The 24,091-nt window shown below is 73.5% G+C and carries 22 protein-coding genes; 15 read left to right on the plus strand and 7 right to left on the minus strand.

Annotated elements, in window-relative coordinates:
* Nucleotides 1-7 precede the first annotated feature (7 nt).
* The 3 genes from hisI to A4R25_RS00785 are packed head-to-tail and all read left to right on the plus strand — an operon-like array spanning nucleotide 8 to nucleotide 2,525.
* Entirely contained in the window at nucleotides 8-421 is a 414-nt protein-coding gene (hisI, locus tag A4R25_RS31630; RefSeq protein ID WP_043331113.1) for a phosphoribosyl-AMP cyclohydrolase, read from the plus strand.
* Nucleotides 418-1,971: an anthranilate synthase component I gene (locus tag A4R25_RS00780; RefSeq protein ID WP_043329521.1), complete on the plus strand. Its 1,554-nt coding sequence runs from the start codon at nucleotides 418-420 to the stop codon at nucleotides 1,969-1,971. Before hisI ends, A4R25_RS00780 begins: the two co-directional genes overlap by 4 nt.
* Nucleotides 1,968-2,525, plus strand: a complete 558-nt coding sequence (locus tag A4R25_RS00785; RefSeq protein WP_064445251.1) for a Trp biosynthesis-associated membrane protein — start codon at nucleotides 1,968-1,970, stop codon at nucleotides 2,523-2,525. Before A4R25_RS00780 ends, A4R25_RS00785 begins: the two co-directional genes overlap by 4 nt.
* Here A4R25_RS00785 and A4R25_RS00790 read toward each other — a convergent pair.
* Nucleotides 2,518-2,793 carry a hypothetical protein gene (locus A4R25_RS00790; RefSeq protein WP_064445252.1) on the minus strand — a complete coding sequence of 92 codons (276 nt, stop codon included), beginning with the start codon at nucleotides 2,791-2,793 and terminating at the stop codon, nucleotides 2,518-2,520. The two genes, A4R25_RS00785 and A4R25_RS00790, sit on opposite strands and share 8 nt — an antisense overlap.
* Before the next feature lie 443 nt (nucleotides 2,794-3,236).
* Here A4R25_RS00790 and trpC point away from each other — a divergent pair, with 443 nt between their 5' ends.
* From trpC to trpA, 3 genes are read left to right on the plus strand one after another with little or no spacing between them, the layout of a single operon-like run.
* The gene (trpC, locus tag A4R25_RS00795; RefSeq protein WP_030271968.1) at nucleotides 3,237-4,040 is read left to right on the plus strand and encodes an indole-3-glycerol phosphate synthase TrpC; all 804 of its coding nucleotides are present in this window, start codon (nucleotides 3,237-3,239) and stop codon (nucleotides 4,038-4,040) included.
* Between the two features lie 35 nt (nucleotides 4,041-4,075).
* Nucleotides 4,076-5,302 carry a tryptophan synthase subunit beta gene (gene trpB, locus A4R25_RS00800; RefSeq protein WP_030500291.1) on the plus strand — a complete coding sequence of 409 codons (1,227 nt, stop codon included), beginning with the start codon at nucleotides 4,076-4,078 and terminating at the stop codon, nucleotides 5,300-5,302.
* A 4-nt stretch (nucleotides 5,303-5,306) separates the two neighbouring features.
* The gene (gene trpA / locus A4R25_RS00805) at nucleotides 5,307-6,110 is read left to right on the plus strand and encodes a tryptophan synthase subunit alpha (RefSeq protein ID WP_043329522.1); all 804 of its coding nucleotides are present in this window, start codon (nucleotides 5,307-5,309) and stop codon (nucleotides 6,108-6,110) included.
* A 202-nt stretch (nucleotides 6,111-6,312) separates the two neighbouring features.
* Here trpA and A4R25_RS00810 read toward each other — a convergent pair whose 3' ends face one another.
* Entirely contained in the window at nucleotides 6,313-6,864 is a 552-nt protein-coding gene (locus tag A4R25_RS00810) for an NUDIX hydrolase (RefSeq protein WP_064445253.1), read from the minus strand.
* 102 nt (nucleotides 6,865-6,966) lie between these two features.
* On the opposite strand from A4R25_RS00810, the gene lgt reads away from it, so the two are divergent.
* A complete protein-coding gene (lgt, locus tag A4R25_RS00815; RefSeq protein WP_064445254.1) occupies nucleotides 6,967-8,196 on the plus strand; it encodes a prolipoprotein diacylglyceryl transferase in 1,230 nt (409 codons plus the stop codon).
* An 11-nt stretch (nucleotides 8,197-8,207) separates the two neighbouring features.
* Complete coding sequence (locus A4R25_RS00820; protein WP_064445255.1) at nucleotides 8,208-9,395, plus strand: NAD(P)/FAD-dependent oxidoreductase; 1,188 nt, start codon at nucleotides 8,208-8,210, stop codon at nucleotides 9,393-9,395.
* 17 nt (nucleotides 9,396-9,412) lie between these two features.
* On the opposite strand, the gene A4R25_RS00825 is transcribed toward A4R25_RS00820, so the two are convergent.
* Nucleotides 9,413-10,255 carry a GNAT family N-acetyltransferase gene (locus A4R25_RS00825; protein ID WP_064445256.1) on the minus strand — a complete coding sequence of 281 codons (843 nt, stop codon included), beginning with the start codon at nucleotides 10,253-10,255 and terminating at the stop codon, nucleotides 9,413-9,415.
* A 145-nt stretch (nucleotides 10,256-10,400) separates the two neighbouring features.
* On the opposite strand from A4R25_RS00825, the gene gltB reads away from it, so the two are divergent.
* The 3 genes from gltB to A4R25_RS00840 all read left to right on the plus strand — a co-directional run bounded on the left by gltB (nucleotide 10,401) and on the right by A4R25_RS00840 (nucleotide 17,230).
* Nucleotides 10,401-15,059 (plus strand): glutamate synthase large subunit, encoded by a 4,659-nt coding sequence (gltB, locus tag A4R25_RS00830; RefSeq protein ID WP_064445257.1) that lies wholly within the window; start codon nucleotides 10,401-10,403, stop codon nucleotides 15,057-15,059.
* On the plus strand, nucleotides 15,052-16,557 hold the full coding sequence (locus A4R25_RS00835; RefSeq protein ID WP_064445258.1) for a glutamate synthase subunit beta: 1,506 nt from the start codon (nucleotides 15,052-15,054) through the stop codon (nucleotides 16,555-16,557). Before gltB ends, A4R25_RS00835 begins: the two co-directional genes overlap by 8 nt.
* Nucleotides 16,558-16,702: 145 nt before the next feature.
* Complete coding sequence (locus A4R25_RS00840; RefSeq protein WP_043329534.1) at nucleotides 16,703-17,230, plus strand: hypothetical protein; 528 nt, start codon at nucleotides 16,703-16,705, stop codon at nucleotides 17,228-17,230.
* A 52-nt stretch (nucleotides 17,231-17,282) separates the two neighbouring features.
* On the opposite strand, the gene A4R25_RS00845 is transcribed toward A4R25_RS00840, so the two are convergent.
* A complete protein-coding gene (locus A4R25_RS00845; protein ID WP_064445259.1) occupies nucleotides 17,283-18,818 on the minus strand; it encodes a M1 family metallopeptidase in 1,536 nt (511 codons plus the stop codon).
* A gap of 195 nt (nucleotides 18,819-19,013) precedes the next feature.
* Between A4R25_RS00845 and A4R25_RS00850 the strand changes: the two genes are divergently transcribed.
* Entirely contained in the window at nucleotides 19,014-19,799 is a 786-nt protein-coding gene (locus tag A4R25_RS00850; protein ID WP_043329537.1) for an SGNH/GDSL hydrolase family protein, read from the plus strand.
* A 66-nt stretch (nucleotides 19,800-19,865) separates the two neighbouring features.
* On the opposite strand, the gene A4R25_RS00855 is transcribed toward A4R25_RS00850, so the two are convergent.
* The gene (locus A4R25_RS00855; protein WP_064445260.1) at nucleotides 19,866-21,320 is read right to left on the minus strand and encodes an MFS transporter; all 1,455 of its coding nucleotides are present in this window, start codon (nucleotides 21,318-21,320) and stop codon (nucleotides 19,866-19,868) included.
* Nucleotides 21,321-21,502: 182 nt separating this feature from the next.
* Between A4R25_RS00855 and A4R25_RS00860 the strand changes: the two genes are divergently transcribed.
* Nucleotides 21,503-22,084 carry a TetR/AcrR family transcriptional regulator gene (locus tag A4R25_RS00860; RefSeq protein WP_043331116.1) on the plus strand — a complete coding sequence of 194 codons (582 nt, stop codon included), beginning with the start codon at nucleotides 21,503-21,505 and terminating at the stop codon, nucleotides 22,082-22,084.
* 37 nt (nucleotides 22,085-22,121) lie between these two features.
* Here A4R25_RS00860 and A4R25_RS31635 read toward each other — a convergent pair whose 3' ends face one another.
* Complete coding sequence (locus tag A4R25_RS31635; RefSeq protein ID WP_082930966.1) at nucleotides 22,122-22,376, minus strand: hypothetical protein; 255 nt, start codon at nucleotides 22,374-22,376, stop codon at nucleotides 22,122-22,124.
* 26 nt (nucleotides 22,377-22,402) lie between these two features.
* Entirely contained in the window at nucleotides 22,403-22,738 is a 336-nt protein-coding gene (locus A4R25_RS00865) for a hypothetical protein (RefSeq protein WP_064445261.1), read from the minus strand.
* Nucleotides 22,739-22,923: 185 nt separating this feature from the next.
* Between A4R25_RS00865 and A4R25_RS00870 the strand changes: the two genes are divergently transcribed.
* The gene (locus tag A4R25_RS00870) at nucleotides 22,924-23,691 is read left to right on the plus strand and encodes a DUF5753 domain-containing protein (protein ID WP_064445262.1); all 768 of its coding nucleotides are present in this window, start codon (nucleotides 22,924-22,926) and stop codon (nucleotides 23,689-23,691) included.
* On the plus strand, nucleotides 23,682-23,888 hold the full coding sequence (locus A4R25_RS00875) for a DUF397 domain-containing protein (protein ID WP_082930880.1): 207 nt from the start codon (nucleotides 23,682-23,684) through the stop codon (nucleotides 23,886-23,888). The genes A4R25_RS00870 and A4R25_RS00875 overlap by 10 nt, the downstream gene beginning before the upstream one ends.
* The last annotated feature ends 203 nt before the right edge of the window (nucleotides 23,889-24,091 follow it).

A 24,091-nucleotide genomic window follows, 5' to 3' on the forward strand; every position in this document is an offset into this window, starting at 1 on the left:
GTCAACCGTGCCCGCCCCTGACGCGCCGCTGACCGGCGCCCCCAGTCCCGGCCCGGCCCGGCCGTCCCGGCTCGACCCGGCCATCGCGGCCAAACTCCGCCGCACCCCGGACGGCCTGGTCGCCGCCGTGGTCCGCGCCCACGACACGGGCGAGGTGCTGATGGTCGCCTGGATGGACGACGAGGCGCTGCACCGCACGCTCACCACCGGCCGGGCCACCTACTGGTCGCGCAGCCGCGGCGAGTACTGGGTCAAGGGCGCCACCTCCGGCAACCACCAGTACGTGCGCTCGGTGGCCCTGGACTGCGACGGCGACGCGCTGCTGGTCAGCGTGGAGCAGGTCGGCGCGGCCTGCCACACCGGGCAGCGCACCTGCTTCTTCACCGACCTGCCGGTCAGCTCACCGGAGGAGACCCCGTGACCGACGGCACCGTCAGCCCGGACCGGTCCACCTTCGCCGACCTGGCCGCCCGCTGGCGGGTCGTGCCGGTGACCCGGCGGCTGCTCGCCGACGCCGAGACCCCGGTCGGGGTCTACCGCAAGCTGGCCGGCGGTCCCGGCACGTTCCTGCTGGAATCCGCCGAGCAGGGCGTCGGTTCGGCCGGCACGGCCTGGTCGCGGTACTCGTTCATCGGCGTCCGCAGCAGCGCCACGCTCACCGAGCGGGACGGCGAGGCGCGCTGGACCGGCACGCCACCCGCGGGCGTACCGACCACCGGGGACCCGGTCACCGTGCTCCGCGAGTCGGTCGACGCGCTCGCCGGCCCGGCCTGGGACCCGGCCGGCGGAATGCCGCCGCTGACCGGCGGGCTGGTCGGCTACCTCGCCTACGACCTGGTCCGCCGCTTCGAGCGGCTGCCCGAGCTGACCGAGGACGAGCTGGACGTGCCCGAGCTGGGCATGATGCTCGCCACCGACCTGGTGGTGCTCGACCACTACGAGGGCTCGGCGATCCTGGTCGCCAACGCGGTCCTGCCCCCGCTCGATACGCCCGGGCGGGCGGAGCTGGTCGACGCCGCGTACCACCACGCGGTGGGTCGCCTGGACGCCATGACCACCGCGTTGTCCCGACCGATCCCGCCCATGGTGTCCACCGTCGGCCGGCCGGGCGTCGGCGAGGTGGTCAGCCGGACCCCGGAGGGCGGCTACCCGAAGGCCGTGGCGGCGGCCAAGGAGGCGATCCGCGCCGGCGAGTGCTTCCAGATCGTGCTCAGCCAGCGTTTCGAGCGCCCCACCGAGGCCGACCCGCTGGACGTCTACCGGGTGCTGCGCACCACCAACCCCAGCCCGTACATGTACCTGCTGCGCTTCGACGGCTTCGACATCGTCGGGTCGTCCCCGGAGGCGCACCTCAAGGTCAGCGCCGGCCCGGACGGGCGGCGGCGGGCCCTGCTGCACCCGATCGCCGGCACCCGGCCGCGCGGCGGCTCCCCGGAGGCCGACGCCCGGCTCGCCGCCGAGCTGCTCGCCGACCCCAAGGAACGCGCCGAGCACGTCATGCTTGTCGACCTGGGCCGCAACGACCTGGGGCGGGTCTGCCGGCCGGGCACCGTGGAGGTGCCCGAGTTCGCCACCATCGAGCGCTACAGCCACGTCATGCACATCGTCTCGACGGTCGTCGGCGAGCTGCGCGCCGACCGCACCGCGTTCGACGCGCTCGCCGCCACGTTCCCGGCCGGCACGCTCAGCGGCGCGCCCAAGGTACGCGCCATGGAGATCATCGAGGAGCTGGAGCCGGTGCGGCGCGGCGTCTACGGCGGCACCGTCGGCTACTTCGCCTTCGGCGGCGACCTGGACATGGCCATCGCGATCCGTACCGCGCTGATCCGCGACGGCCGGGCCTACGTGCAGGCCGGCGCCGGGATCGTGGCCGATTCCGATCCGGCCGCCGAGGACCGGGAGACGCGCAGCAAGGCCGCCGCCGTCCTCGCCGCGATCGCGGCCGCCGAGACGCTGCGGGCAGCCCGGTGAGCGCGCCCGGCACCACCGCGCCGCCGGCCCGCGGTCGGCGCGAACTCGCGTACGCGGTGCTGCTCTGCCTGGCCGGGGCGGGCCTGGCCTGCTGGGCGGTGACCCGGACCTGGTCGGTGGAGATGACCGCCCGGGGGTCGCTGCCGCCCGGCCGGGCCGACCGGACCGGCGCGGAGCTGCTGCCCTGGGTGCTGGCGCTGACCTACGTGGGGCTGGCCGGCGGCGGCGCGGTGCTCGCCACCCGCGGCCGCCTGCGCCGGCTGCTGGGCCTGCTGCTGGGCGCGGTCGGCGTGGCCGTGGCGGTCGGCGGCGGGATCGGCCTCACCGAGGCCGGGGTGAGCCGCCAGTGGCCGGCGCTGGTGCTGGCCGGCGGCCTGGCCCTCGCGGCCGGCGGCGCGTTCACCGCGCTGCGCGCAGCGGGCTGGCCCGCGATGGGCGCGCGGTACGAGCGACGGGCCGTCCCGGCGGTCGAGCCCGGCCGGCCGGCGGTCGAGCGGGGCACCCGGGACGCGTGGGACGCGCTGGACCGGGGCGAGGACCCGACGGTCAGCTGACCGGCTGCGCCTCGCGCGCGTCGCGCCGGCGGCGGGCCGCGGCCCGTGCGGCGGTCAGCTCGGCCACCAGCCGCTCCAGCTCGCGGCGCTGGGCGGCGCGGGCCCGGTCGGCGCAGACGGCCTCCCAGGCGTTGCCCTGGGCGGTACGCGTCCGGCCGTCACCGGCCACCGCGCGCTCCAGCGTGTGCACCACGCCGAAGGCGAGGGAGGCGACGGTCCGGGAGATGGTGGTCAAGCCGATGGTCTGGCTCGGCCCGTTGGCGCTCATGGTCACCCCGCACGAGATGGTTGTCGGCGGTGGTCAGCCGCCGGTGTCGAGTCTGCCCGAGGACGATGCTGCCGGGCTCACGTTTCGCCCTCGTGAAGCACAGGTCAACGGTCCGCCAGGCGGCCCGACCTGGGCAGGGCCGGAGGTCCTTGAGCTTGGTCACAGCCCGGCGCGGGAGCGGTGCTGCGGCGACGGATCAACCGTGGTGAGATGGGGGATGGGTGACGGTCGATGCCAGCGTGGCGCTGCGTGACGTGGCGTTCACCGGAAGTCGGCCATCATGCCACAGCCCATGTCGTGAGGTGCGCCATACCCCCCGGCACTTGTCGCCAGGTGGCGCCCCCTAGCATCGGCCCATGACGCCCGGAGAGGGGAGTCCGTTGGTGACTGCTGAGCATGCGCACGCGGAGGGGGACGACGCCGGAGCGGCGCCGTCCGCAGGCGTGCTCGACGAGATCCTGGCCGGTGTGCGCGAGGACGTGGCCCGGCGGCAGGAGCAGGTTCCGCTGGAGCGGATCCGTGAGCTGGCCGCCGCCGCGCCGCCGCCGCTGGACGCGTACGCGGCCCTGCGCCGGCCCGGCGTGGCCGTGATCGCCGAGGTGAAGCGCTCGTCGCCGTCCAAGGGGCGGCTGGCCGAGATCGCCGACCCGGCGGACCTGGCCGGTGACTACGCGGCCGGGGGAGCGCGGGCGATCAGCGTGCTCACCGAGGGCCGGTGGTTCGGCGGGTCGCTCGACGACCTGGCGGCGGTGCGGGCCGCGGTGAACGTGCCGGTGCTGCGCAAGGACTTCGTCGTCTCCAGCTACCAGGTGCACGAGGCCCGCGCGCACGGCGCCGACCTGGTGCTGCTGATCGTCGCCGCGCTGGAGCAGAACGTGCTGGTCGGCCTGCTGGAGCGGATCGAGTCGCTGGGCATGACCGCGTTGGTCGAGGTGCACACCGAGGAGGAGGCGGACCGCGCCCTGGAGGCCGGCGCGCAGGTGATCGGCGTGAACGCCCGTGACCTGCGTACGCTGGAGGTCGACCGCTCGGTGTTCGAGCGGATCGCGCCCGGCCTGCCGAGCAGCGTCGTCAAGATCGCCGAGTCCGGGGTGCGCGGTCCGCACGACCTGATCCGGTACGCCTCCGCCGGCGCCGACGCCGTGCTGGTGGGCGAGGGCCTGGTCACCCAGAAGAGCCCGCGTGAAGCGGTCGCCGAGCTGGTCAACGCCGGTAACCACCCGGCCACGCCCCGCCCGGTGCGCTGAGCCGCCGGGCCACCCGATCCGAGAGGACGCCCGCGATGAGCGCCGCACCCGCAGCCGGCCAGGTTCCCGACGCCGCCGGCCACTTCGGCCGGTTCGGCGGCCGGTTCGTCCCGGAGGCGCTCGTCGCCGCGCTGGACGAGCTGGACGCGGCGTACCGCAAGGCGATGGGCGACGAGGACTTCCTCGCCGAGTTCGACGCGCTGCTGCGTGACTACGCCGGCACGCCCTCGATGCTCTACGAGGCCCGGCGCTTCTCCGCGCAGGTCGGGGCGCGGGTCCTGCTCAAGCGGGAGGACCTCAACCACACCGGCGCGCACAAGGTCCGCAACGTGCTGGGCCAGGCGCTGCTCACCAAGCGGATGGGCAAGCGGCGGGTCATCGCGGAGACCGGCGCCGGCCAGCACGGCGTGGCCACCGCCACCGCCGCCGCGCTGTTCGACCTGGAATGCGTCGTCTACATGGGCCAGGTGGACACCGAGCGGCAGGCGCTCAACGTGGCCCGGATGCGGATGCTCGGCGCCACCGTCGTCCCGGTGACCACCGGCTCGCGCACGCTCAAGGACGCGATGAACGAGGCGATGCGGGACTGGGTCGCCAACGTCGACGACACCCACTACCTGATCGGCACCGCCGCCGGCCCGCACCCGTTCCCGGAGATGGTCCGCGACTTCGTCCGCGGGATCGGCGTGGAGGCCCGCCAGCAGTGCCTGGACCTGACCGGCACGCTGCCGGACGCGGTCGCGGCGTGCGTCGGCGGCGGCTCCAACGCGCTGGGCATCTTCCACGCGTTCGTGCCGGACGCCGGGGTCCGCCTCTACGGCTTCGAGGCCGGTGGCGAGGGCGTCGGGACCGGCCGGCACGCCGCCAGCATCACCGGCGGCTCGTCGGGCGTGCTGCACGGCACCCGCACGTACGTCCTGCAGGACGCCGACGGGCAGACCATCGAGTCGCACTCGATCTCGGCCGGCCTGGACTACCCGGGCGTCGGCCCGGAGCACGCCTGGCTGCACGACACCGGGCGGGCCACGTACCTGCCGGTCGACGACGCCGACGCGATGGCCGCGTTCGAGCTGCTCTGCCGCACCGAGGGCGTGATCCCGGCGATCGAGAGCGCGCACGCGCTGGCCGGCGCCCGCGCGATCGCCCCCCGGCTCGCCGAGGAGCTGGGCCGGGAGCCGTTGATCGTGGTCAACCTGTCCGGCCGGGGCGACAAGGACGTGCACACCGCCGGCGCGTACTTCGGCATCCTCGACAAGGAGTGACAGCGTGAGCCGCATCGGGGTCGCCTTCGACAAGGCGCGGGCGGACGGCCGGGCCGTGCTGGTCGGCTGCATGCCGGCCGGTTTCCCGACCGTCGAGGGCAGCATCGCCGCCATGAAGGCCATGGTCGAGGCGGGCGTGGACGTCATCGAGGTGGAGATCCCGTACTCCGATCCGGTGATGGACGGCCCGGTCATCCAGAAGGCGAGCGACATCGCGCTCGCCGGTGGCGTCCGCGTCGCGGACGCGCTGCGCGTCGTCGAGGCGGTCGCCGCGACCGGGGCGAGCGTGGTCACCATGACCTACTGGAACCCGATCGAGCAGTACGGCGTCGACGCGTTCGCCCGCGACATGGCCGCCGCCGGTGGGACCGGCCTGGTCACGCCGGACCTGATCCCCGACGAGGCCGCCGAGTGGCTGGCCGCTTCCGACGCGCACGGCCTGGACCGGACGTTCCTGGTCTCACCGTCCTCGACCGACGCGCGGCTGCGGATGACCGCCGAGCACTGCCGCGGCTTCGTCTACGCCACCGCGATCATGGGCGTCACCGGCGCCCGCGCGCAGACCTCCGAGGCGGCCCCGGTCCTGGTCTCCCGGCTGCGCGAGGTCACCGACATCCCGGTCGGCGTCGGGCTGGGCGTGGGCACCGGCGCGCAGGCCGCCACCGTCGCCGGGTACGCCGACGCGGTGATCGTGGGCAGCGCGCTGGTCCGCTGCGTGCTGGACGCCCCGGACCAGGCCGCCGGCCTGACCGCGCTGCGCAAGCTGAGCGCCGAACTGGCCGAGGGCGTCCGCAACCCGGCCCGCTGACGCCCGGCTCGCCACCTGCTTGATCGACTCCATTTCGCCGAGCTGGCGTGGTCCAGGACGCCGGGATACCGCCACTTCGCCGAACTGGTGTCGATCAAGCGCGAGCGCGACCCGGCCGCCCGAGATCTTGGTACGAAACGGCCCTCATAGGGGCCGAAACGTACCAAGATCTTCAAGGTGTCCCGCGTGAGCGGGCGGGCGGTCAGCGGCTACTGCTGTCGACCTGCTCGGAGGCGCGCTGGCCGGGCGGGGCGGGCTGCCCGTCGCCGGGCTGCCCGTCGCCGGGTGGCGTGAGCGCGTCGGCGGCGGTCGTGTGCCGCAGCACGCCGGCGCGGCCGGCGAGCGCGTCCGCGATCGCCGCGCGCGTCGTGGGGGTCAGCACGTCGGGCAGCTCTTGCGGCGGCCACCACCGAGGCAGGCACCCGGTCGCCGGTTCGCCCGCCGGTCCGGCGTCGGCCGGTCCGGCGCGGAACACGTGCACCAGCACGTCTGGGCGCGCGCCGCACCGCCCGGCCGGTGGGGCGGGCACCGGTGGACCGGTGACCCGGTAGAGGCCGACCAGGTCGGCGGGCGCCACCGCCCAGCCGGTCTCCGTGCGGACCGCCCGGACGACGGCATCCACCGGGCTCTCGTCGTGGCGCAGCCGCCCGCCCGGCAGGCCCCAGCGCCGGGCCCCCTCGGACCGGCCGCAGAGCAGCAGCCGCCCGGATGCGTCGGTGACGACAGCGGCGGCCGCCCAGGTGAGCGGGCTCATGGACAAACAGCCTACGACCGTGCAAACCAGAAGTCATCCGACCCGCGCGGCAGGCGGCCCGGGGTGCCGCACACACAGTCCGCACCGGTACCGTGTGCACCCGTGACCCTCGCCCCGATGACCCCACTGGCGGCCATGCCCAGCCCCAGCACCGCCGTCTGGCAGCTCGGTCCGGTTCCGATCCGGGCGTACGCGCTCTGCATCATCCTCGGCATCGTGGTGGCCTGCGTGGTCACCGAGTACCGGCTGCGCCGCCGCGGTGTGGCGCCGGGCGCGGTGCTCGACATCGCCGTCTGGGCGGTGCCGGCGGGCATCATCGGCGCGCGGATCTACCACGTGATCACGTCGCCGGAGAAATACTTCGGCGCCGGCGGTGAGCCGATCAAGGCGCTCTACATCTGGGAGGGCGGGCTCGGCATCTGGGGCGCGGTGGCCGGTGGCGCGGTCGGCGCGTGGCTGGCCGCCCGGCAGCTCGGCATCCCGTTCCCGGTGATCGCCGACGCGCTGGCGCCCGGGCTGCCGCTGGCTCAGGCCGTGGGCCGGCTGGGCAACTGGTTCAACAACGAGCTGTACGGCGGGCGGACCACGCTGCCGTGGGGCCTGGAAGTGCACGTGATGGACCCGGACAACCCGGGTCATGCACTGCGCGACGACGCCGGCAACCCGGTGCTCCAGCCGGGGCTCTACCACCCGACGTTCCTCTACGAGGCGCTCTGGAACATCGGCGTCGCCGCGCTGGTGCTCTACCTCGACCGCAAGCTGCGGCTCGGGCGCGGCCGGGCGTTCGCGCTCTACGTGATGGGCTACACGGCGGGCCGGTTCTGGATCGAGCTGATGCGCACCGACGAGGCGAACCTGATCCTCGGAGTACGCCTCAACGTCTGGACCGCCGTGCTGGTCTTCCTCGGCGCGCTGGCCTACTTCGTCCGGGTGCGGGGACCCCGTGAATACCTGGTGCCGGTGGGCGAACCGGCCGCCGCGCCCACCCCGTCCGGGGACGTCTCCCAGGTCGACCTCTCCGCCCGGGAGGCCGCCGCGCGGCCGGCCCCGCCCGAGGGCTACCGGGTGGTGAGCGAGGAACAGTTCGACGCGTACCGGAAGACCGGCGTGCTGCCCCCGGTGGAGCCGGCGGCCGACGACGACCGGCCGGAGACCCCCGACGGTGCCACCGACGGCGACGCGGAGCAGGCCGACCGCACGGACACCGACCCCGCCGCCACCGACGGCGCCGACGCGGACGGCACCGACGCCGACCCGGAACGGACGAACGCCGAGCGCACGAACGCGGGCCGGGCCGACGCCGCCGCGCGCCCCACCGACCGGGACAGCTGAGCGGGGGAGTCATGCGCAGCGCGGTGGTGGTCGGCGCCGGCCTCGGCGGGATGGCGGTGGCCGGCGTGCTGGCCCGCTCGGGATGGCAGGTCACGCTGCTGGAACGCGCCGACCGGGTCCGGCCGGTGGCGACCGCCGTGGTGCTCTGGCCCAACGGGGTACGCGCGCTGCGCGCCCTCGGGCTGGGCGACGGGCTGGACGCGATCGCCACCCCGCTGCCCGACGGCGGCGTGCGCCGCCCGGACGGGCACTGGCTGGTGCAGGCCCGGTCCACGCCGGCCGAGCGGATGCCGGTGGTGGTGCACCGGGAGGACCTGCACGACGCGCTCATCGCCGGCCTGGGTGACCGGGTCGAGCTGCGTACCGGCGTGAGCGTGCGGACGGTGCGCGCCGCGTCCGGTGAGCGTCCGGCGGTGGGCGACGGCCGGCACACCTACGAGGCGGACCTGGTGGTGGCCGCCGACGGCACCGACAGCGAGATCCGCCGGCAGTTGGCGCCGGAGACCTCGGTGGTCAGCTCCGGGTGCGCGGCGTGGCGGGCGGTCATCCCCTGGTACCGGGCCCCGCAACTGCCCGACGACCAGCCGCTGCAGGGGGAGACGCTGGGCGCCGGCTACCGGTTCCTGGCCGCCTCGCTCGGCGAGCGGGGCAACGCCGGGGCGTCCCGCCGGGGCGGCGTCTACTGGGTGGCCACGGCGGCGGGCGCGCCCCGCCCGGAGCCGCCCGAGGTCCAGCTCGCGCTGCTCAAGCGCTGGTTCGCGGGCTGGCCCGCGCCGATCGGCACGCTGCTGGACGCGACCGACCCGGACGACGTGGTGCAGCAGGAGATCCGCGAGCTGCGTCCGCTGCCCAAGGCGTACGGCTTCCCGGCCGGGCCGGGCGGCGTGGTGCTGCTCGGCGACGCGGCGCACGCCATGCCGCCGCACCTCGGCCAGGGCGCCTGCCTGGCGTTCGAGGACGCGGCGACGCTGGCCGGACTGCTGCGGGAGTCGCGGCTGCCGGACGCGGTGACCGCGTACGACAGGCTGCGCCGGCCCCGCGCGGCCACGATGGTCCGGCAGACCCGGCGGATGTCGGCGGTCCTGCAGGCCCGGGGCCGGCTGGCGCTGCGCGCCCGCGACGCCGCCCTCGGCACGATCAGCCCGCGCCTGCGTAACACGGCCGCCGCGGCGGCCGCCGCCTGGCAGCCGCCGTCCTGACCTCCGCCGCGGCGGCCTCAGATGACCGCGGCGGGCTCGGCGATGCAGGCGGTGCCGATCCGGCGGAACCCGACCCGCAGGTAGACCCGGGCGATGTCCTCGCTGCCGGCGCTGAGGAAGATCAGGTCGGTGCCGGCGGCCCGCAGTTCCCGAGCGAGGGTGGCGGTCACCGCCGCGCCGAGGCCGCGCCGCCGCGCGGACGGCAGCGTGGCCACCCCGGCGATCTCCGCCACGTCGCCGACCCGCATGGCCATGCCGCCGGCGAGCGCGCCTTCCTCGGGCGTGCCGGCGAGGACGGAGATGCGCCGGCCGTCGGCGACCCGGGTCGCCTCCTCCTCCAGCGCGGCCACGTCCAGCCCGGAGACGGCGGCGTCCCGCTCGGCCGGTCCGGCCTCGCCGCGCGCGGTGCCGCCGTTGGCGAAGCCGACCGCGGCGACGGCCCGCCGCAGCGCGATGTCCGCGGCGAAGCCCGCGTCGCCGGGGTCCAGCACCCGCACCGGTACGTCGCTGAACGTCCCCGGTTCGGGCAGGCGCTCCGGTTCCAGCAGCATCAGCGGCGCCTCCAGCACGCTCAGCCCGGCTGAGCGGGCCACCGCCAGCAGCTCCGGTTGGTGCTCGTGCACCCATTCGAACGCCTCCGGCAGGCCCAGTTCCTGCTGCCGGGTGCGTACCGCGTTGACATCGGCGAGGGTGGGGTGCTCGGTGGCGTCGAGCCGGGGCCGGGCGTAGAACGGCCATCCGGCGCCTTCCCGGACGAAGAGCACCAGGGCGCCGTACTCCTCGGTCCGGGCCCCGTCGCGGGGCACCGCGTCGTAGAACCGCTCCAACCGGTCGAGTACGTCAGCGCGTGCGAGATCCACCGCGCGAGACTACATGTCCCAGCATCTGGAAGTGTGATCAATCTGAACTGGCCTTGCGCCGGAAGCCCTAACGTAGACTCAATAAACCGCAGAGGGCCGACGTCGTCCCCATCATGATCCATCCTGAGTGACGACAGGAGGCCCGGTGGCCTTTCCGTACCCTCACAGCCCGCAGTCGGCCCCACCGGCGACCGGGCTCTACGACCCCGCGTACGAGCATGACGCCTGCGGTGTGGCCTTCGTGGCCGACCTGCACGGGCGGCGCTCGCACCAGGTCGTCGCGAACGGCCTCGGGGCGCTGTGCCGGCTGGACCACCGGGGCGCCCGGGGCGCGGAGCACAACACCGGGGACGGCGCCGGCATCATGATCCAGGTGCCGGACGCGTTCCTGCGCGCCACCGTCGACTTCCCGCTGCCCCCGGCCGGCCAGTACGCCACCGGCCTGGTGTTCCTGCCCGACGACGACGCGGCCGAGACCCGTGCCCGCCAGGTGGTCGACAAGTACGCGCTGGTCGAGGGCGCCGACGTGCTCGGCTGGCGTGAGGTGCCGACCGACCCGTCCGGCCTGGGCGAGACGGCGCTCGCGGCGATGCCCCGGGTCCGGCAGCTCTTCGTGGCTGCGCGCCGGCTGACCGGCTCGCCGGCCGGCCCGGCCGGTTCCCCGCTGACCGGGCTGGACCTGGACCGGGTGGCGTTCTGCCTGCGCAAGCAGGTCGAGCGGGAGACCGCCGAGCGGGGCGTGCCGGCGTACTTCCCGTCGCTGTCCGGCCGCACCATGGTGTGGAAGGGCATGCTCACCCCGGACCAGCTTCCGGAGTTCTACCCGGAGCTGACCGACGAGCGGGTGGTCAGCGCCATCGCGCTGGTGCACTCGCGCTTCTCCACGAACACGTTCCCGTCCTGGCCGCTGGCGCACCCGTACCGGTTCATCGCGCACAACGGCGAGATCAACACGATTCGCGGCAACCGCAACTGGATGCAGGCCCGCGAGGCGCTGCTGCGCAGCCCGAACCTGCCCGGCAACATCCGCCGGGTCTTCCCGGTGTGCACCCCGGCCGCGTCCGACTCGGCGAACTTCGACGAGGTCCTGGAGCTGCTGCACCTGGCCGGGCGGAGCCTGCCGCACGCGGTGCTCATGATGATCCCCGAGGCGTGGGAGAACGACCCGGACATGCGCGCCGACAAGCGCGCCTTCTACCGCTTCCACGCCAGCCTGATGGAGCCGTGGGACGGCCCGGCCTCGGTCGCCTTCACCGACGGCGAGATCGTCGGCGCGGTGCTCGACCGCAACGGGCTGCGCCCGGGCCGCTGGTGGCACACCGCCGACGGGCTGGTGGTGCTTGGTAGCGAGGCGGGCGTGCTCGACCTGGACCCGTCCACCGTGATCGCCAAGGGCCGGCTCCAGCCGGGCCGGATGTTCCTGGTCGACACCGTCAACGGCCGGATCGTCTCCGACGACGAGATCAAGACCGAGCTGGCCGCCGAGCAGCCGTACCAGGAGTGGCTGCATGCGGGCCTGATCGAGCTGGACGACCTGCCGGCCCGCGAGCACATCGTCTACACCCACGACTCGGTACGCCGCCGCCAGCAGGTGTTCGGCTACACCGAGGAGGAGCTGAAGATCCTGCTCGGCCCGATGGCCCGCAGCGGCGCGGAGCCGATCGGCTCGATGGGCACCGACACGCCCATCGCCCCGCTGTCCACCCGGCCGCGGCTGCTCTACGACTACTTCCATCAGCTCTTCGCGCAGGTCACCAACCCGCCGCTGGACGCCATCCGGGAGGAGCTGGTGACCAGCCTGGCGTCCACCATCGGGCCGGAGGGCAACCTGCTCGACCCGGGTCCGGCGAGCTGCCGGCAGATCGTGCTGCCGTACCCGGTGATCGACAACGACGAGCTGGCCAAGATCCTCTCCATCGACGAGGACGGCGACCTGCCCGGCTTCAAGGCGGTCCGGGTCTCCGGTCTCTACCGCCTGCGCGACGGCGGCGCCGGCATCAAGGCCCGGCTGACCGAGATCTGCCGGCACGTCTCCGAGGCGATCGAGGACGGCGTACGCATCCTGGTGCTCTCCGACCGGGACTCCAACGCCGACCTGGCCCCGATCCCGTCGCTGCTGCTCACCGCCGCGGTGCACCAGCACCTGGTACGCGAGCAGACCCGCACCCAGGTCGCGCTGATCGTCGAGTCCGGCGACTGCCGCGAGGTGCACCATGCGGCGGTGCTGATCGGGTACGGCGCGGCGGCGGTCAACCCGTACCTGGCCTTCGAGTCGGTCGAGGACATGATCTCCACCGGCGTGCTGGCCGGCGTCGACCGGGTCAAGGCGGTCCGCAACTACGTCAAGGCGCTCGGCAAGGGCGTCCTGAAGATCATGTCCAAGATGGGCATCTCGACCGTGTCGTCGTACTGCGGGGCGCAGGTCTTCGAGGCGGTCGGCCTGGAGACCCGCCTGGTCGACAGGTACTTCCGGGGCACGCCGAGCACCATCGGCGGCATCGGGCTGGCCGAGATCCACGCCGAGGTGGCGGCCCGGCACGCGCGGGCCTGGCCGGCGCCGGGCGCGCAGGCCACGGACCGGCTGGAGGTCGGCGGCGAGTACCAGTGGCGCCGCGAGGGCGAGCTGCACCTGTTCAACCCGGAGACCGTCTTCCTGCTCCAGCACGCCACCCGCAGCCGCCAGTACGACGTGTTCCGGCAGTACACCGCCAAGGTCGACGAGCTGGCCGCGCAGGCCGGCTCGCTGCGCGGGCTGTTCACGCTGCGCACCGGCGTACGTCCGGCGGTGCCGCTGGACGAGGTCGAGCCGGCCAGCGAGATCGTCAAGCGCTTCGCCACCGGCGCCATGTCGTACGGGTCGATCTCGGCGGAGGCGCACGAGACGCTCGCGATCGCGATGAACCGGCTCGGCGGCAAGTCCAACACCGGCGAGGGCGGCGAGGACGTCGAGCGGCTGCACGACCCGGCGCGGCGCTCCGCGGTCAAGCAGATCGCCAGCGGCCGCTTCGGCGTGACCAGCGAATACCTCGTCAACGCCGACGACCTCCAGATCAAGATGGCGCAGGGCGCGAAGCCCGGCGAGGGCGGGCAGCTACCCGGCAACAAGGTCTGGCCGTGGATCGCCCGGACCCGGCACGCCACCCCCGGTGTCGGCCTGATCTCCCCGCCGCCGCACCACGACATCTACTCCATCGAGGACCTGGCCCAGCTCGTCCACGACCTGAAGTGCGTCAACCCGGCCGCCCGGGTGCACGTCAAGCTGGTCAGCGAGGTCGGCGTGGGCACCGTCGCAGCGGGCGTGGCCAAGCTCAAGGCCGACGTCATCCTGATCTCCGGCCACGACGGCGGCACCGGCGCGTCCCCGCTCAACTCGCTCAAGCACGCCGGCACCCCGTGGGAGCTGGGCCTGGCCGAGGCACAGCAGACGCTGTTGCTGAACAAGCTGCGCGACCGGGTGACGGTGCAGGTCGACGGCCAGCTCAAGACCGGCCGGGACGTGCTGATCGCGGCGCTGCTCGGCGCCGAGGAGTTCGGCTTCGCCACCGCCCCGCTGATCGTCGAGGGCTGCGTGATGATGCGGGTGTGCCACCTGGACACCTGTCCGGTCGGCATCGCCACCCAGAACCCGGTGCTGCGCGAGCGCTTCACCGGCCGCCCCGAGTTCGTGGAGAACTTCTTCCTCTTCCTCGCCGAGGAGGTCCGCGGCTACCTGGCCGAGCTGGGCTTCCGCAGCATCGACGAGGCGATCGGGCACACCGAGCTGCTCGACGTGGCTGGCGCGATCGACCACTGGAAGGGCCACGGGCTCGACCTGAGCCGTGTGCTGCACCTGCCCGAGCTGCCCGAGGGCGCGGCCCGCCGGGGCGTACGCGCCCAGGACCACGGCCTCGACGCGGCGCTGGACAACCGGCTCATCGAGCTGGCCGGGCCGGCGCTGCGGGAGCGCACCCCGGTCCGGGTCGAGGTCGAGGTGCGCAACGAGCACCGCAGCGTCGGCGCGATGCTCGGCGGCGAGGTGACCCGCCGCTTCGGCGGCGCCGGCCTGCCCGACGACACGATCGAGTTCCTGCTGCGCGGCACCGCCGGCCAGTCGTTCGGCGCGTTCCTGCCGCGCGGCGTCACGCTGCGCCTGCACGGCGACGCCAACGACTACGTCGGCAAGGGACTGTCCGGCGGACGCATCGTGGTGCGGCCGGACGCCGACGCGCCGTTCGTCGGCGTGGACGCCGCGCCCGGCCGCCGGGCCGAGGACCAGATCATCGCCGGCAACACCATCCTGTACGGCGCGACCGGCGGCGAGGTCTACCTGCGCGGCCGGGTGGGGGAGCGGTTCGCGGTGCGCAACTCCGGCGCGGTCGCGGTGGTCGAGGGCCTCGGCGACCACGGTTGCGAGTACATGACCGGCGGCACCGTCGTGGTGCTCGGGCCGACCGGGCGCAACTTCGCCGCCGGCATGTCCGGCGGCACCGCGTTCGTGCACCGGCTCGACCGGCGACTGGTCAACACCGAGCTGGTCGACCTGTCGTCGCTGCGCGACGAGGAACGCGACCGGCTGCACGAGCTGGTCCAGCGGCACTTCGCCGAGACGGACTCGGCGGTCGCCGAGGACCTGCTCAAGCGCTGGCCGCAGGCGGTGGAGGAGTTCACCGCGGTGGTGCCCCGGGACTACCGCCGGGTCATGGAGATCATGCGGGCCGCCGAAGCCGCCGGCCGAGACGTCGACGACGCGGTGATGAGCGCCCTCTCGCCCGCGCCGGTACCGCCCGCGCCCCGGGCGGTCGCCCAGGAGGTGGCTCGTGCCTGACCCGAACGGTTTCCTGCGCTACGACCGGCGGCTGCCGGCCCGCCGTCCGGTGCCGGTGCGCATCTCCGACTGGCGGGAGGTGTACCCGCCGGCCGGTGAGGAGCTGATCCGCGAGCAGGCCACCCGGTGCATGGACTGCGGCATCCCGTTCTGCCACGACGGCTGCCCGCTGGGCAACCGCATCCCGGACTGGAACGACCTGGTCCGCACCGGCAACTGGGACGCGGCGGTGGACTCGCTGCACGCCACCAACAACTTCCCCGAGTTCACCGGCCGGCTCTGCCCGGCGCCGTGCGAGGCGGCCTGCGTGCTCGGCCTGGGCGGCCAGCAGCCGGTCACCATCAAGCAGGTCGAGGTGGAGATCGCCGACGCGGCGGTGGCCCGCGACGGCCTGCGGCCCCGGCCCGCGTCCGTGTCCACCGGCCGGTCGGTGGCCGTGGTCGGCTCCGGCCCGGCCGGGCTGGCCGCCGCGCAGCAGCTCGCCCGCGCCGGTCACACGGTCACCGTGTACGAGCGCGACGACGCGATCGGCGGCCTGCTCCGCTACGGCATCCCCGACTTCAAGCTGGAGAAGCAGCACATCGACAAGCGGCTGGCCCAGCTCACCGCCGAGGGCGTGCGGTTCCGCACCGGCGTCGAGGTCGGCGTCGACGTGACCGCCGAGCAGTTGCGCGCCGAGCACGACGCGGTGCTGCTTGCCTGCGGCGCGTTGCAGGGCCGGGACACCCCGGAGACGCCCGGCCGGGCGCTGCGCGGCGTGCACCAGGCGATGGCGCACCTGGTCGCCGCGAACCGGGTGGTGGCCGCCGCCGGGGACGGGAAGCCCGCCCCCGCGACGCTGCCCGACGGTACGCCGATCGACGCCGCCGGCAAGCACGTGGTGATCATCGGTGGTGGCGACACCGCCGCCGACTGCCTCGGCGTGGCGCACCGGCAGGGCGCGGCCGGCGTACATCAGCTCGACCTCTACCCGGAGCCGCCGGCCGAGCGGGACGCGGCGCGGGACCCGTGGCCGACCTGGCCGTGGGTGCTGCGCAACTACCCGGCGCACGAGGAGGGCGGCGAGCGGGTCTTCGCCGTCGCCGTGCAGGAGTTCGTGGACGACGGCACCGGCCAGGTCCGCGCGGTCCGGATCGCCGAGGTGACAGTGGAGAAGGTGGACGGTCGCCGCATCGTCACCGCGCTGACCGGCTCCGAGCGCGAGATCCCGGCCGACCTGGTGCTGCTCGCCATCGGCTTCGAGGGCACCGAGGAGCAGCCGCTGCTGGCCCAGTTCGGGGTGACCCGCAACGGCCGGGGCGCGATCGACTCCGGCCCGGACTGGCAGGCCACCGACGGCGTCTTCGTCGCCGGTGACATGCACCGGGGCGCCTCGCTGATCGTCTGGGCGATCGCCGAGGGACGCGCCGCCGCGGCGGCGATCCACACGTACCTGGGTGGGGTGGGCGACCTGCCCGCCCCGGTCGACCCGGCCCGCCAGCCGCTCGCCGCCAGGTGAAAGGAAGGGCCCCCTCTTAACGCCTCAGGTAGAGGAGGGGGCCCTTCTTAACACCCGCCGCCGCCGCGCGGCCGTCCGGGAAGGGTGGCCCAGGTCATGCCGGACGGGGCCCCGGCGGCACGACGACCGTCGTTAGGCTGCGGCCATGGACGTCGAGGTACGCCTGCGGCGCATCCGCCGCTGGCTCTGGCTGGTGGTGGCGGGGCTCTTCCTCAGCGGGGTGACCGCGTTCCCGCTGGAGGTCGAGGTGCGCTGGCTGCTGGCGGCGTCCGACCCGCTCGCCGGGCAGTTCCCGGCGCTGGTCGACTGGATCGAGCGGGTCCACGTCGGACTGGTGGCGGCCGGTGAGGACTACCCGTTCCTGCGGTACGGCACCGACTGGCTGGCCTTCGCGCACCTGGTGCTCGCGGTGGCGTTCTGGGGGCCGCTGCGTGACCCGGTCCGCAACGTGTGGGTGGTCCAGGTCGGAATGATCGCCTGCGCCGGCATCGTGCCGCTGGCGGTGATCTGCGGTCCGATCCGGGACATCCCCTGGTTCTGGACGCTCGTCGACCTCTCGTTCGCGGTCGGCGCGTTCCCGCCGCTCTGGTTCGCCTACCGCCACATCCGCGCGGTCGAGGCGGCGCAGCCCTGGACGGCGTCGACTGCGGCACCCGTGCCGACCGCCGGTTGACCGGCCGGCCGGGCCGCCCCCGTCGTGGGGGAGCGGCCCAGCCGGCACCCGGTCAGCGGCCGAGCAGGTCGTGCGCCGCGCGGATCTTCGTCCACGAGGCCGGCTGCGCCGGTGCGGCGCTCGTCCGCGCGGCGGCGGTCACGTCGGGGCGGCCGGGCGTGAACAGCCAGGTGGTGAACACCGCGTCGAGGTCCCGCCCGGAGATCCGCTCGGCGAGCGCCTGGAACTGCGCGACGGTGCCGTTGGCGTACTGCCGCTTGGCCGTCCAGGTGCGCAGGATGCGGAAGAACGCGGCGTCGCCGACGGCGAGCCGGATCTGGTGCAGCGCCATCGCGCCCCGGTCGTAGACGGCGTCGTCGAAGATCCCGCTCGGGCCCGGGTCGCCGGGGCGCACCTGCCAGAACTCGGAGTCGGCCGGGTAGCTGTCGTAGGCGAAGTCGAACAGCTCCTGCGCGGTGCCCTCGCCCTGCTCCTCGGACCAGAGCCACTCGGCGTACGAGGCGAAGCCCTCGTTGAGCCAGATGTGCCGCCAGTCCGCCACCGACACCGAGTCGCCGAACCACTGGTGGGCGTTCTCGTGCACCACCACGTACGGGTTGGCGCCGCGCCGCCAGAAGCCGGGGCCGTACACCGGGCGGGTCTGCGTCTCCAGCGCGAAGCCGATGCCGTCGACCGGCCCGGCCACGCCGCCCTGCGCCTCGAACGGGTACGGGCCGAACAGCCCGCTCTCCCAGTCGACGATCTCGGCGGTGCGTTCGATGCTGGCCCGCGCGGCGGGCAGGCGCTCGCCGAGCGTGGTGCTGTACGCGTTCACCACCGGCTGGCCGTTCGGCGCGACGTCGGTGACGATGTCGTACTGCCCGATGGTCAGGAACGCCTGGTACGTGGCGCCGGGCTTGACGCTGCGCCAGCTCCACCGGGTGCGGTTGCCGGCCTCGGGCAGCGGGTCGCGCGGCTGCACGCCGTTGCTGATCACCTCGACGCCGGTCGGCACCGAGACGGAGATGTCCCAGGTGGCCTTGTCCTTCGGGTGGTCGTTGCTCGGGTACCACCACCAGGCCGACTCGGGCTCGTTGACGGCGAGCGCCCCGTCGGCGGTACGGGTCCACGCGGTGTAGCCCTGGACCGTGGTCTGCGACGGCACGCCCGCGTACTTCACCACGACGGTGAGCTGCTGCCCCTTGGTCAGCGGCCGGGCCGGGGTGATCACCAGCTCGTGGTCGCCGGCTCGGGTGTACGTGGCGACCCAGCCGTTCACGCGCATCGACTCGACGGCGAGGACGAAGTCCAGGTTGAACCGGGACAGGTCCTTGGTGGCGGTGGCCAGGATCGTGGTGGTGCCGGTGAGCCGGTCGGTGGCCGGCTCGTAGCGTAGCCGGATGTCGTAGTGCCCGACGTCGTAGCCGCCGTTGCCGTAGTCGGGGAAGTAGCTGTCGCCCAGCCCGGGGCTGCCGGGCGTCGGGGTGGCCGCCGCGGGTTGCGGCCGGCCCCATCCGGCCGGGGCGGCCTGGCCGGGCGCGCCGGTCACTGTGGTGCCGGCCGCGGTGAGGGTCAGGGCGGCGATGGCCGCCGTGAGTGCGCGTCGCACGGGGGACTCCCTCCGTCGGGTGTCGTCACCGCCAAGCTAATCGACGCATGTGAACGCATCTGTCCCGTCCGGCCGATCTCGACTATTCAATTTCGGCAAATGTTTCGATAGCATTACCGACCAGTAACAGCACTGATCCCTCGGCCACGCGCGCGGTCAACGGGCTCCACCACCCTGCCCCGTGGAGGCTCTGCCATGCCCCGTCGCGTCCGTACCGTGTTCGCCGCCGTCCTGGCGGCCGTCCTCGGCGCCGTGCTCCTGCCCGGCGCCGCCCGGGCGGCCACCGTCAACTACGTCGCTCTCGGCGACTCCTACTCCTCCGGAGTGGGCGCCGGCCCGTACGACCTGTCCACCTGCCTGCGCAGCCAGAAGTCGTACGCCCCGCTCTGGGCCGCCGCCCACTCGGTCACCAGCTTCAAGTTCCCGGCCTGCGGCGGCGCGGTCACCGCCGACGTGCTCAACAACCAGGTCGGCCAGCTCAGCAGCAGCACCACGCTGGTCACCATCACCATCGGCGGCAACGACGCCGGCTTCGCCGACGTGATGACCAGTTGCCGGTTCGGCAGCACGTCGAGCTGCGAGAGCGCTGTGAACGAGTCGAAGGCGTTCGCCACCGCGACGCTGCCCGCCCGGCTCGACGCCACGTACACCGCGATCCGCAACCGGGCCCCGAACGCCCGGCTGGTGGTGCTCGGCTACCCGCGGCTGTTCGAGACCGGCTCCTGCGGCCTGCTCGCCATGAGCAGCTACAAGCGCACCATCCTCAACCAGGCCGCCGACACGCTCAACGGCGTCATCTCCGGCCGGGCCGCCGCGGCCGGGGGCACGTTCGTCGACGCGCGGCCGTTCTTCGCCGGGCACGGCGTGTGCGCCGCCGACCCGTGGATCCGTGACGTCAGCGGCGTGATCGAGGCGTACCACCCGAACGCCAGCGGCTACCGCTACGGCTACCTGGCGGCGCTGACCGCCGCCATCGGCTGACCGGCACGGCGAAGCCCCGCCCGGCACCGGCGCCGGGCGGGGCTTCCGTCCGCGTACCCCATGGGGTCAGCGGGCCGGGACCAGCTCCGGCGCCGGCGCCAGGTCCGGCACCGCCGGCCCGATCCGTCGCCGCGGCCACCGGCGGCGGCCGGAGGGTACGGCGAGCGCGGCCAGCGCCGCGGCCACCGAGATGCCGGTGAGCAGCAGGAAGCCCGCCGTGAAACCGGCCTCCCGGGGCAGCCCGCTCGGCTGCGGATTCGCAGTGATCACGGCACTGGCGAGCGCCGCGCCGATCGCGCCGCCGATGGTACGGATGTTGGCGTTCATGCCGGTCGCCGCGCCGGTCTGCCCGGCCGGCACGTTCGCCACGATCAGGTTGGCCATCGAGGCGAACGCCAGCCCGATGCCGAGGCCGACCAGGCCACCGGCGACACCGACCTGCCAGCGGGTGTCGTGCGCGACGGTCAGCATGGCGGCGGCCGCGACGTTGAACACCGCGCCGGTGCTCAGCTGCGCCTTGGCGCTGAACCGGGACTGCAGCCGTCCGGCCAGCAGGCCGGCCACGAACATGCCGACGAGCATCGGCAGCATCAGCAGCCCGGCCTGGGTGACGCTGGCGCCGAAGCCGTAGCCGGCGCTGGTCGGGATCTGCGCGAACTGCGGCAGGAAGGCGTAGACGGCGAACATCGAGGCGCCGTAGAGCAACCCCACGAGGTTCGTGGTCCAGACCGCCGGCAGGCGCATCATCCGCAGGTCGATCAGCGGGTTCGCAGCCCGCGCCTCGGTCGCCAGCCAGGCGACCGCGAGCACCGCGGCCAGCGCCAGCAGTCCGACCACCCGGCCGGAGCCCCAACCCCACGCGGCGCCCTTGCTGACCGGCAGCAGCAGCGCCACCAGCCAGCCGGACAGGAGTACGGCGCTGAGCCAGTTGATCCGGCCCGGGGTGCGTACCGGCGAGCGCGGCACGAACCGGTGCGCGGCGAGCGCGGTCAGGCCGACCACCACCAGCGGGATCCAGAACAGCCACCGGTAGCCCAGCGTGGCCACGATCGGCCCGGCCAGCACCACGCCCAGCCCGCCGCCGACTGCGACGACCGCGGAGACCGAAGCCACCGCCGAGCTGACCCGGGCGGCCGGGAACTCGTCGCGGATGATGCCGAACGACAGCGGGAAGACGGCACCGCCGATGCCCTGCACCACGCGGGCGGCGATCAACACGCCGATGCTGGGGGCGATGGCCGCCAGCAGGCAGCCCAGCGCCAGCGCGGCGAGCGAGAAGACGAGCGTCTTCTCCTTGCCGACCATGTCGCCGACGCGGCCGACGATCGGCGTGAAGACGGACGCGGAGAGCAGGTAGGCGGTGAGGACCCAGGTCACCGTGTTGGGCGAGGTGTGCAGGTCGTGCTGGATGGTGGGCAGCACCGGCGTGATCAGCGACTGGAGCATCGCGAAGAATCCGGTGCCGGCGGCCAGCACGAGGAAGGTGAGCCGGCGCGAGCCGCGCCGGGTTGAGTGGATCATGTGGGACGACTCCCCGTTCGGTACGAGACTGGTGGCCGCTCGCGCGGTCGTGCGGCGGTGGCGGCCGGAAGTCCGGAGTAAGCTATCCGGAGGGGTGGCTCCGGTCAGCAACCGGAGGCTTGCCTCCATTAACTTAGCGGAGGGCTACCTCCGGTTGCAAGACGGAAGGGGTGACGCGGGTCATGACCGACGCCGACGTGCCCGGTGAGGTCTTCTCCCGCCGCCCGAAACGGGCCGACGCCCGCCGCAACTACGACGCGCTCATCGCCGCCGCCCGTGAGGTCTTCGGCGAGCACGGCGCGGGGGCGTCCCTGGAGGAGATCGCCCGCCGGGCCGGCGTGGGCATCGGCACGCTCTACCGCAACTTCCCCCACCGGCGTGACCTGTTCGAGGCGGTCTACGTCGAGGAGGTGCGCGCGCTCAGCGCCTCCGCCGCCGACCTGGCCGACGAGCCGCCCTGGGACGCCCTCGTCGGCTGGCTGCACCGGTTCGTCGCCTACGTGGCCACCAAGCGAGCGCTGGCCGAGGAACTGGTGCACGACTCCGAGGTGTTCCGCAGCTGCCGCACCGAGATCTACGCGACCGGCGAGCCGCTGCTGCGCCGCGCCCAGGAGGCCGGGGCTGCCCGGCCCGACGCCGGCTTCGACGACGTGATCCGGCTGATCAGCGGGCTGGCCGCGTACCAGTTCCCGGACCCGGCCCAGCGCGACCGCGTCCTGGCCATCGCGCTGGACGGCCTGCGCCCGCCGGCCCGTGTGACCTGATACGTCTCGTCGCCCGGCCGTCTGTCGACGTGACGCATCAAGGGCTGCTCGGCACGGGAGGAAGTGGCGGGCGCGGCCGTGCCCAGCCGACGAATCGAGCGAACAACACTTGTGGGCTGGGAGCCTCGTACGGGTTGAGGCGATGTAGCTCGTGGGCTGCGTCATAGAGCTGCCCACACAGGTAGATCGACAGGGCGACACGATCGTTCGCGTACTCGGCGAGCAGTGCGAGTCGAGCCTCCGCGCACGGCCACGGATAAGCGCAGCGTTTGCAGATCCAGAGTGGGCGCATAGGCAGATGCGCGCGAGCGCCCGTGCTCACCCCAGCCCTCGCAGCCGCGTGGCCGCGTAAGTGCGGCTGCTGCTGGACATGCGCTCCCGAGTTGTTGATTCCAGTCGGTGCAGACCAGCCAAATACACGAAAAGTTCCCGCTTGGTGACTGCGGTGCCTCGGGCGTTGAACTCGTACGCCTCGATCCATGCCCAGCCGTCGTATGGCTGGCGATCCTCGATCTCCCGGATCACGCGAACGGTGATCGGGCGAAAGAACTGAACGCTTGCCCTGCGGTCGAGGCAGAGGAGGTCTCCCGCCTTGAGCGGGCTGTCATTCGCCGTTGCGTCGCGTCGACCCGCCCTCGGCCTGCTGTCGGGCATGAGTTTCCTCTCCTGCCAGGGGGGCTGCGTCGGGCGGCTCGCCCGACATCCCTGGTCCTGTGGCCGCCGGACGTCCGAGCACCGGCTGTGTCGCCTGGAGGTCAGCTTTGCTGAGAGCTATGGGACCAATACACAGCGTTGATGTATGGTGCCGAGACGTTCGGGACGTCCATGAGGGAGGAAGGATGAACCACGCGCTCCAGGTGGCGATGGCCGAAGCCGGTGAGACGGCGGAGAGCCTTGCAGCTCAGATCGGCGTGGATCCGAAGACGGCGGCCCGTTGGGTCTCTCCGGGACGTATTCCGCAGCCTCGGCGACATGCCCAGGTGGCGGCGCTCCTCGGCCGGGACGTCGGGGATCTTTGGCCGGACGTCCTCAAGCGCCGTGAACCGCCGTGGCTGCGTGAGTGGGTCGACTGGGAGCGGGACGCCGTGTCGATCCGCTGGTTCGAGCACACATGGGTGCCCGGGCTGTTGCAGACCGAGGCATATGCACGCGCGACGCTGACCGGCGAGGCGCTGACCGCAGCGGAAATCGATGAGCTGGTCGCCTCGCGGCTCGAACGACAGGCGATCCTCCGTCGGGACCGGCCGCCTCTGGTCGTCGCGGTCATCTTCGAGGGCGTACTGCATCAGTCGGCCTACGGCGACCGGGAGCTGATGCGGGAGCAGCTTGAGCACCTGGTCCACTGCGCAGCCCTGCCCGGTGTGCAGATACACGTCGTGCCGAGGGACATCGGCATGTATCCGGGGCTCGGTGGCGGCTTCATCCTCGCCGAACTGCCCACCGGTGAACATGTCGCGCACGTCGACAGCCAGGCGTCCGCGCAGCTACTTAATGAGGCTGCGGCCGTTGCTACGCTCAGCCGTAGGTGGGAGCGCATCAGGGGCGAGGCCCTCTCCCGAACCCAGTCACTAGACCTGATCATGGAAGCGGCAGGATCATGGACATGACCGCTGCGCGATGGCGCAAGAGCACGAAGAGCGGCAACAACGGCGGCTCTTGTGTGGAGGTCGCCGACAACCTCGCGGGCGTCGTGCTGGTCCGGGACACCAAGGACCGGGCCGGCGCGACGCTGGCCTTCGCGCCGGCGGCCTGGCAGGGATTCGTCGACCTGGCCAAGGAGATCGGCGTCAGTGAGCGTCGATGACACCAGCACCGACGCTCGGTGAAGATCTCGATGCCGAACTGGCCCGGCGGGGGATGGCGGTCTCCGCCGAGGGCTGCGCTCGCGCGGGGAGGCAACGTGCTCAGGTGGAGCAGCAGTGGCCTCGCGGTCGTCGGGTCAAGCTGCGCGAACGAATGCGTCAAGCGGCACAGGAGATATCCTCCAGGATCTATGACTGAGCAGCG

The sequence above is a fragment of the Micromonospora sp. NBRC 110037 genome (genome assembly GCF_001652995.1).
GTDB classification, from domain to species: domain Bacteria; phylum Actinomycetota; class Actinomycetes; order Mycobacteriales; family Micromonosporaceae; genus Micromonospora; species Micromonospora chalcea.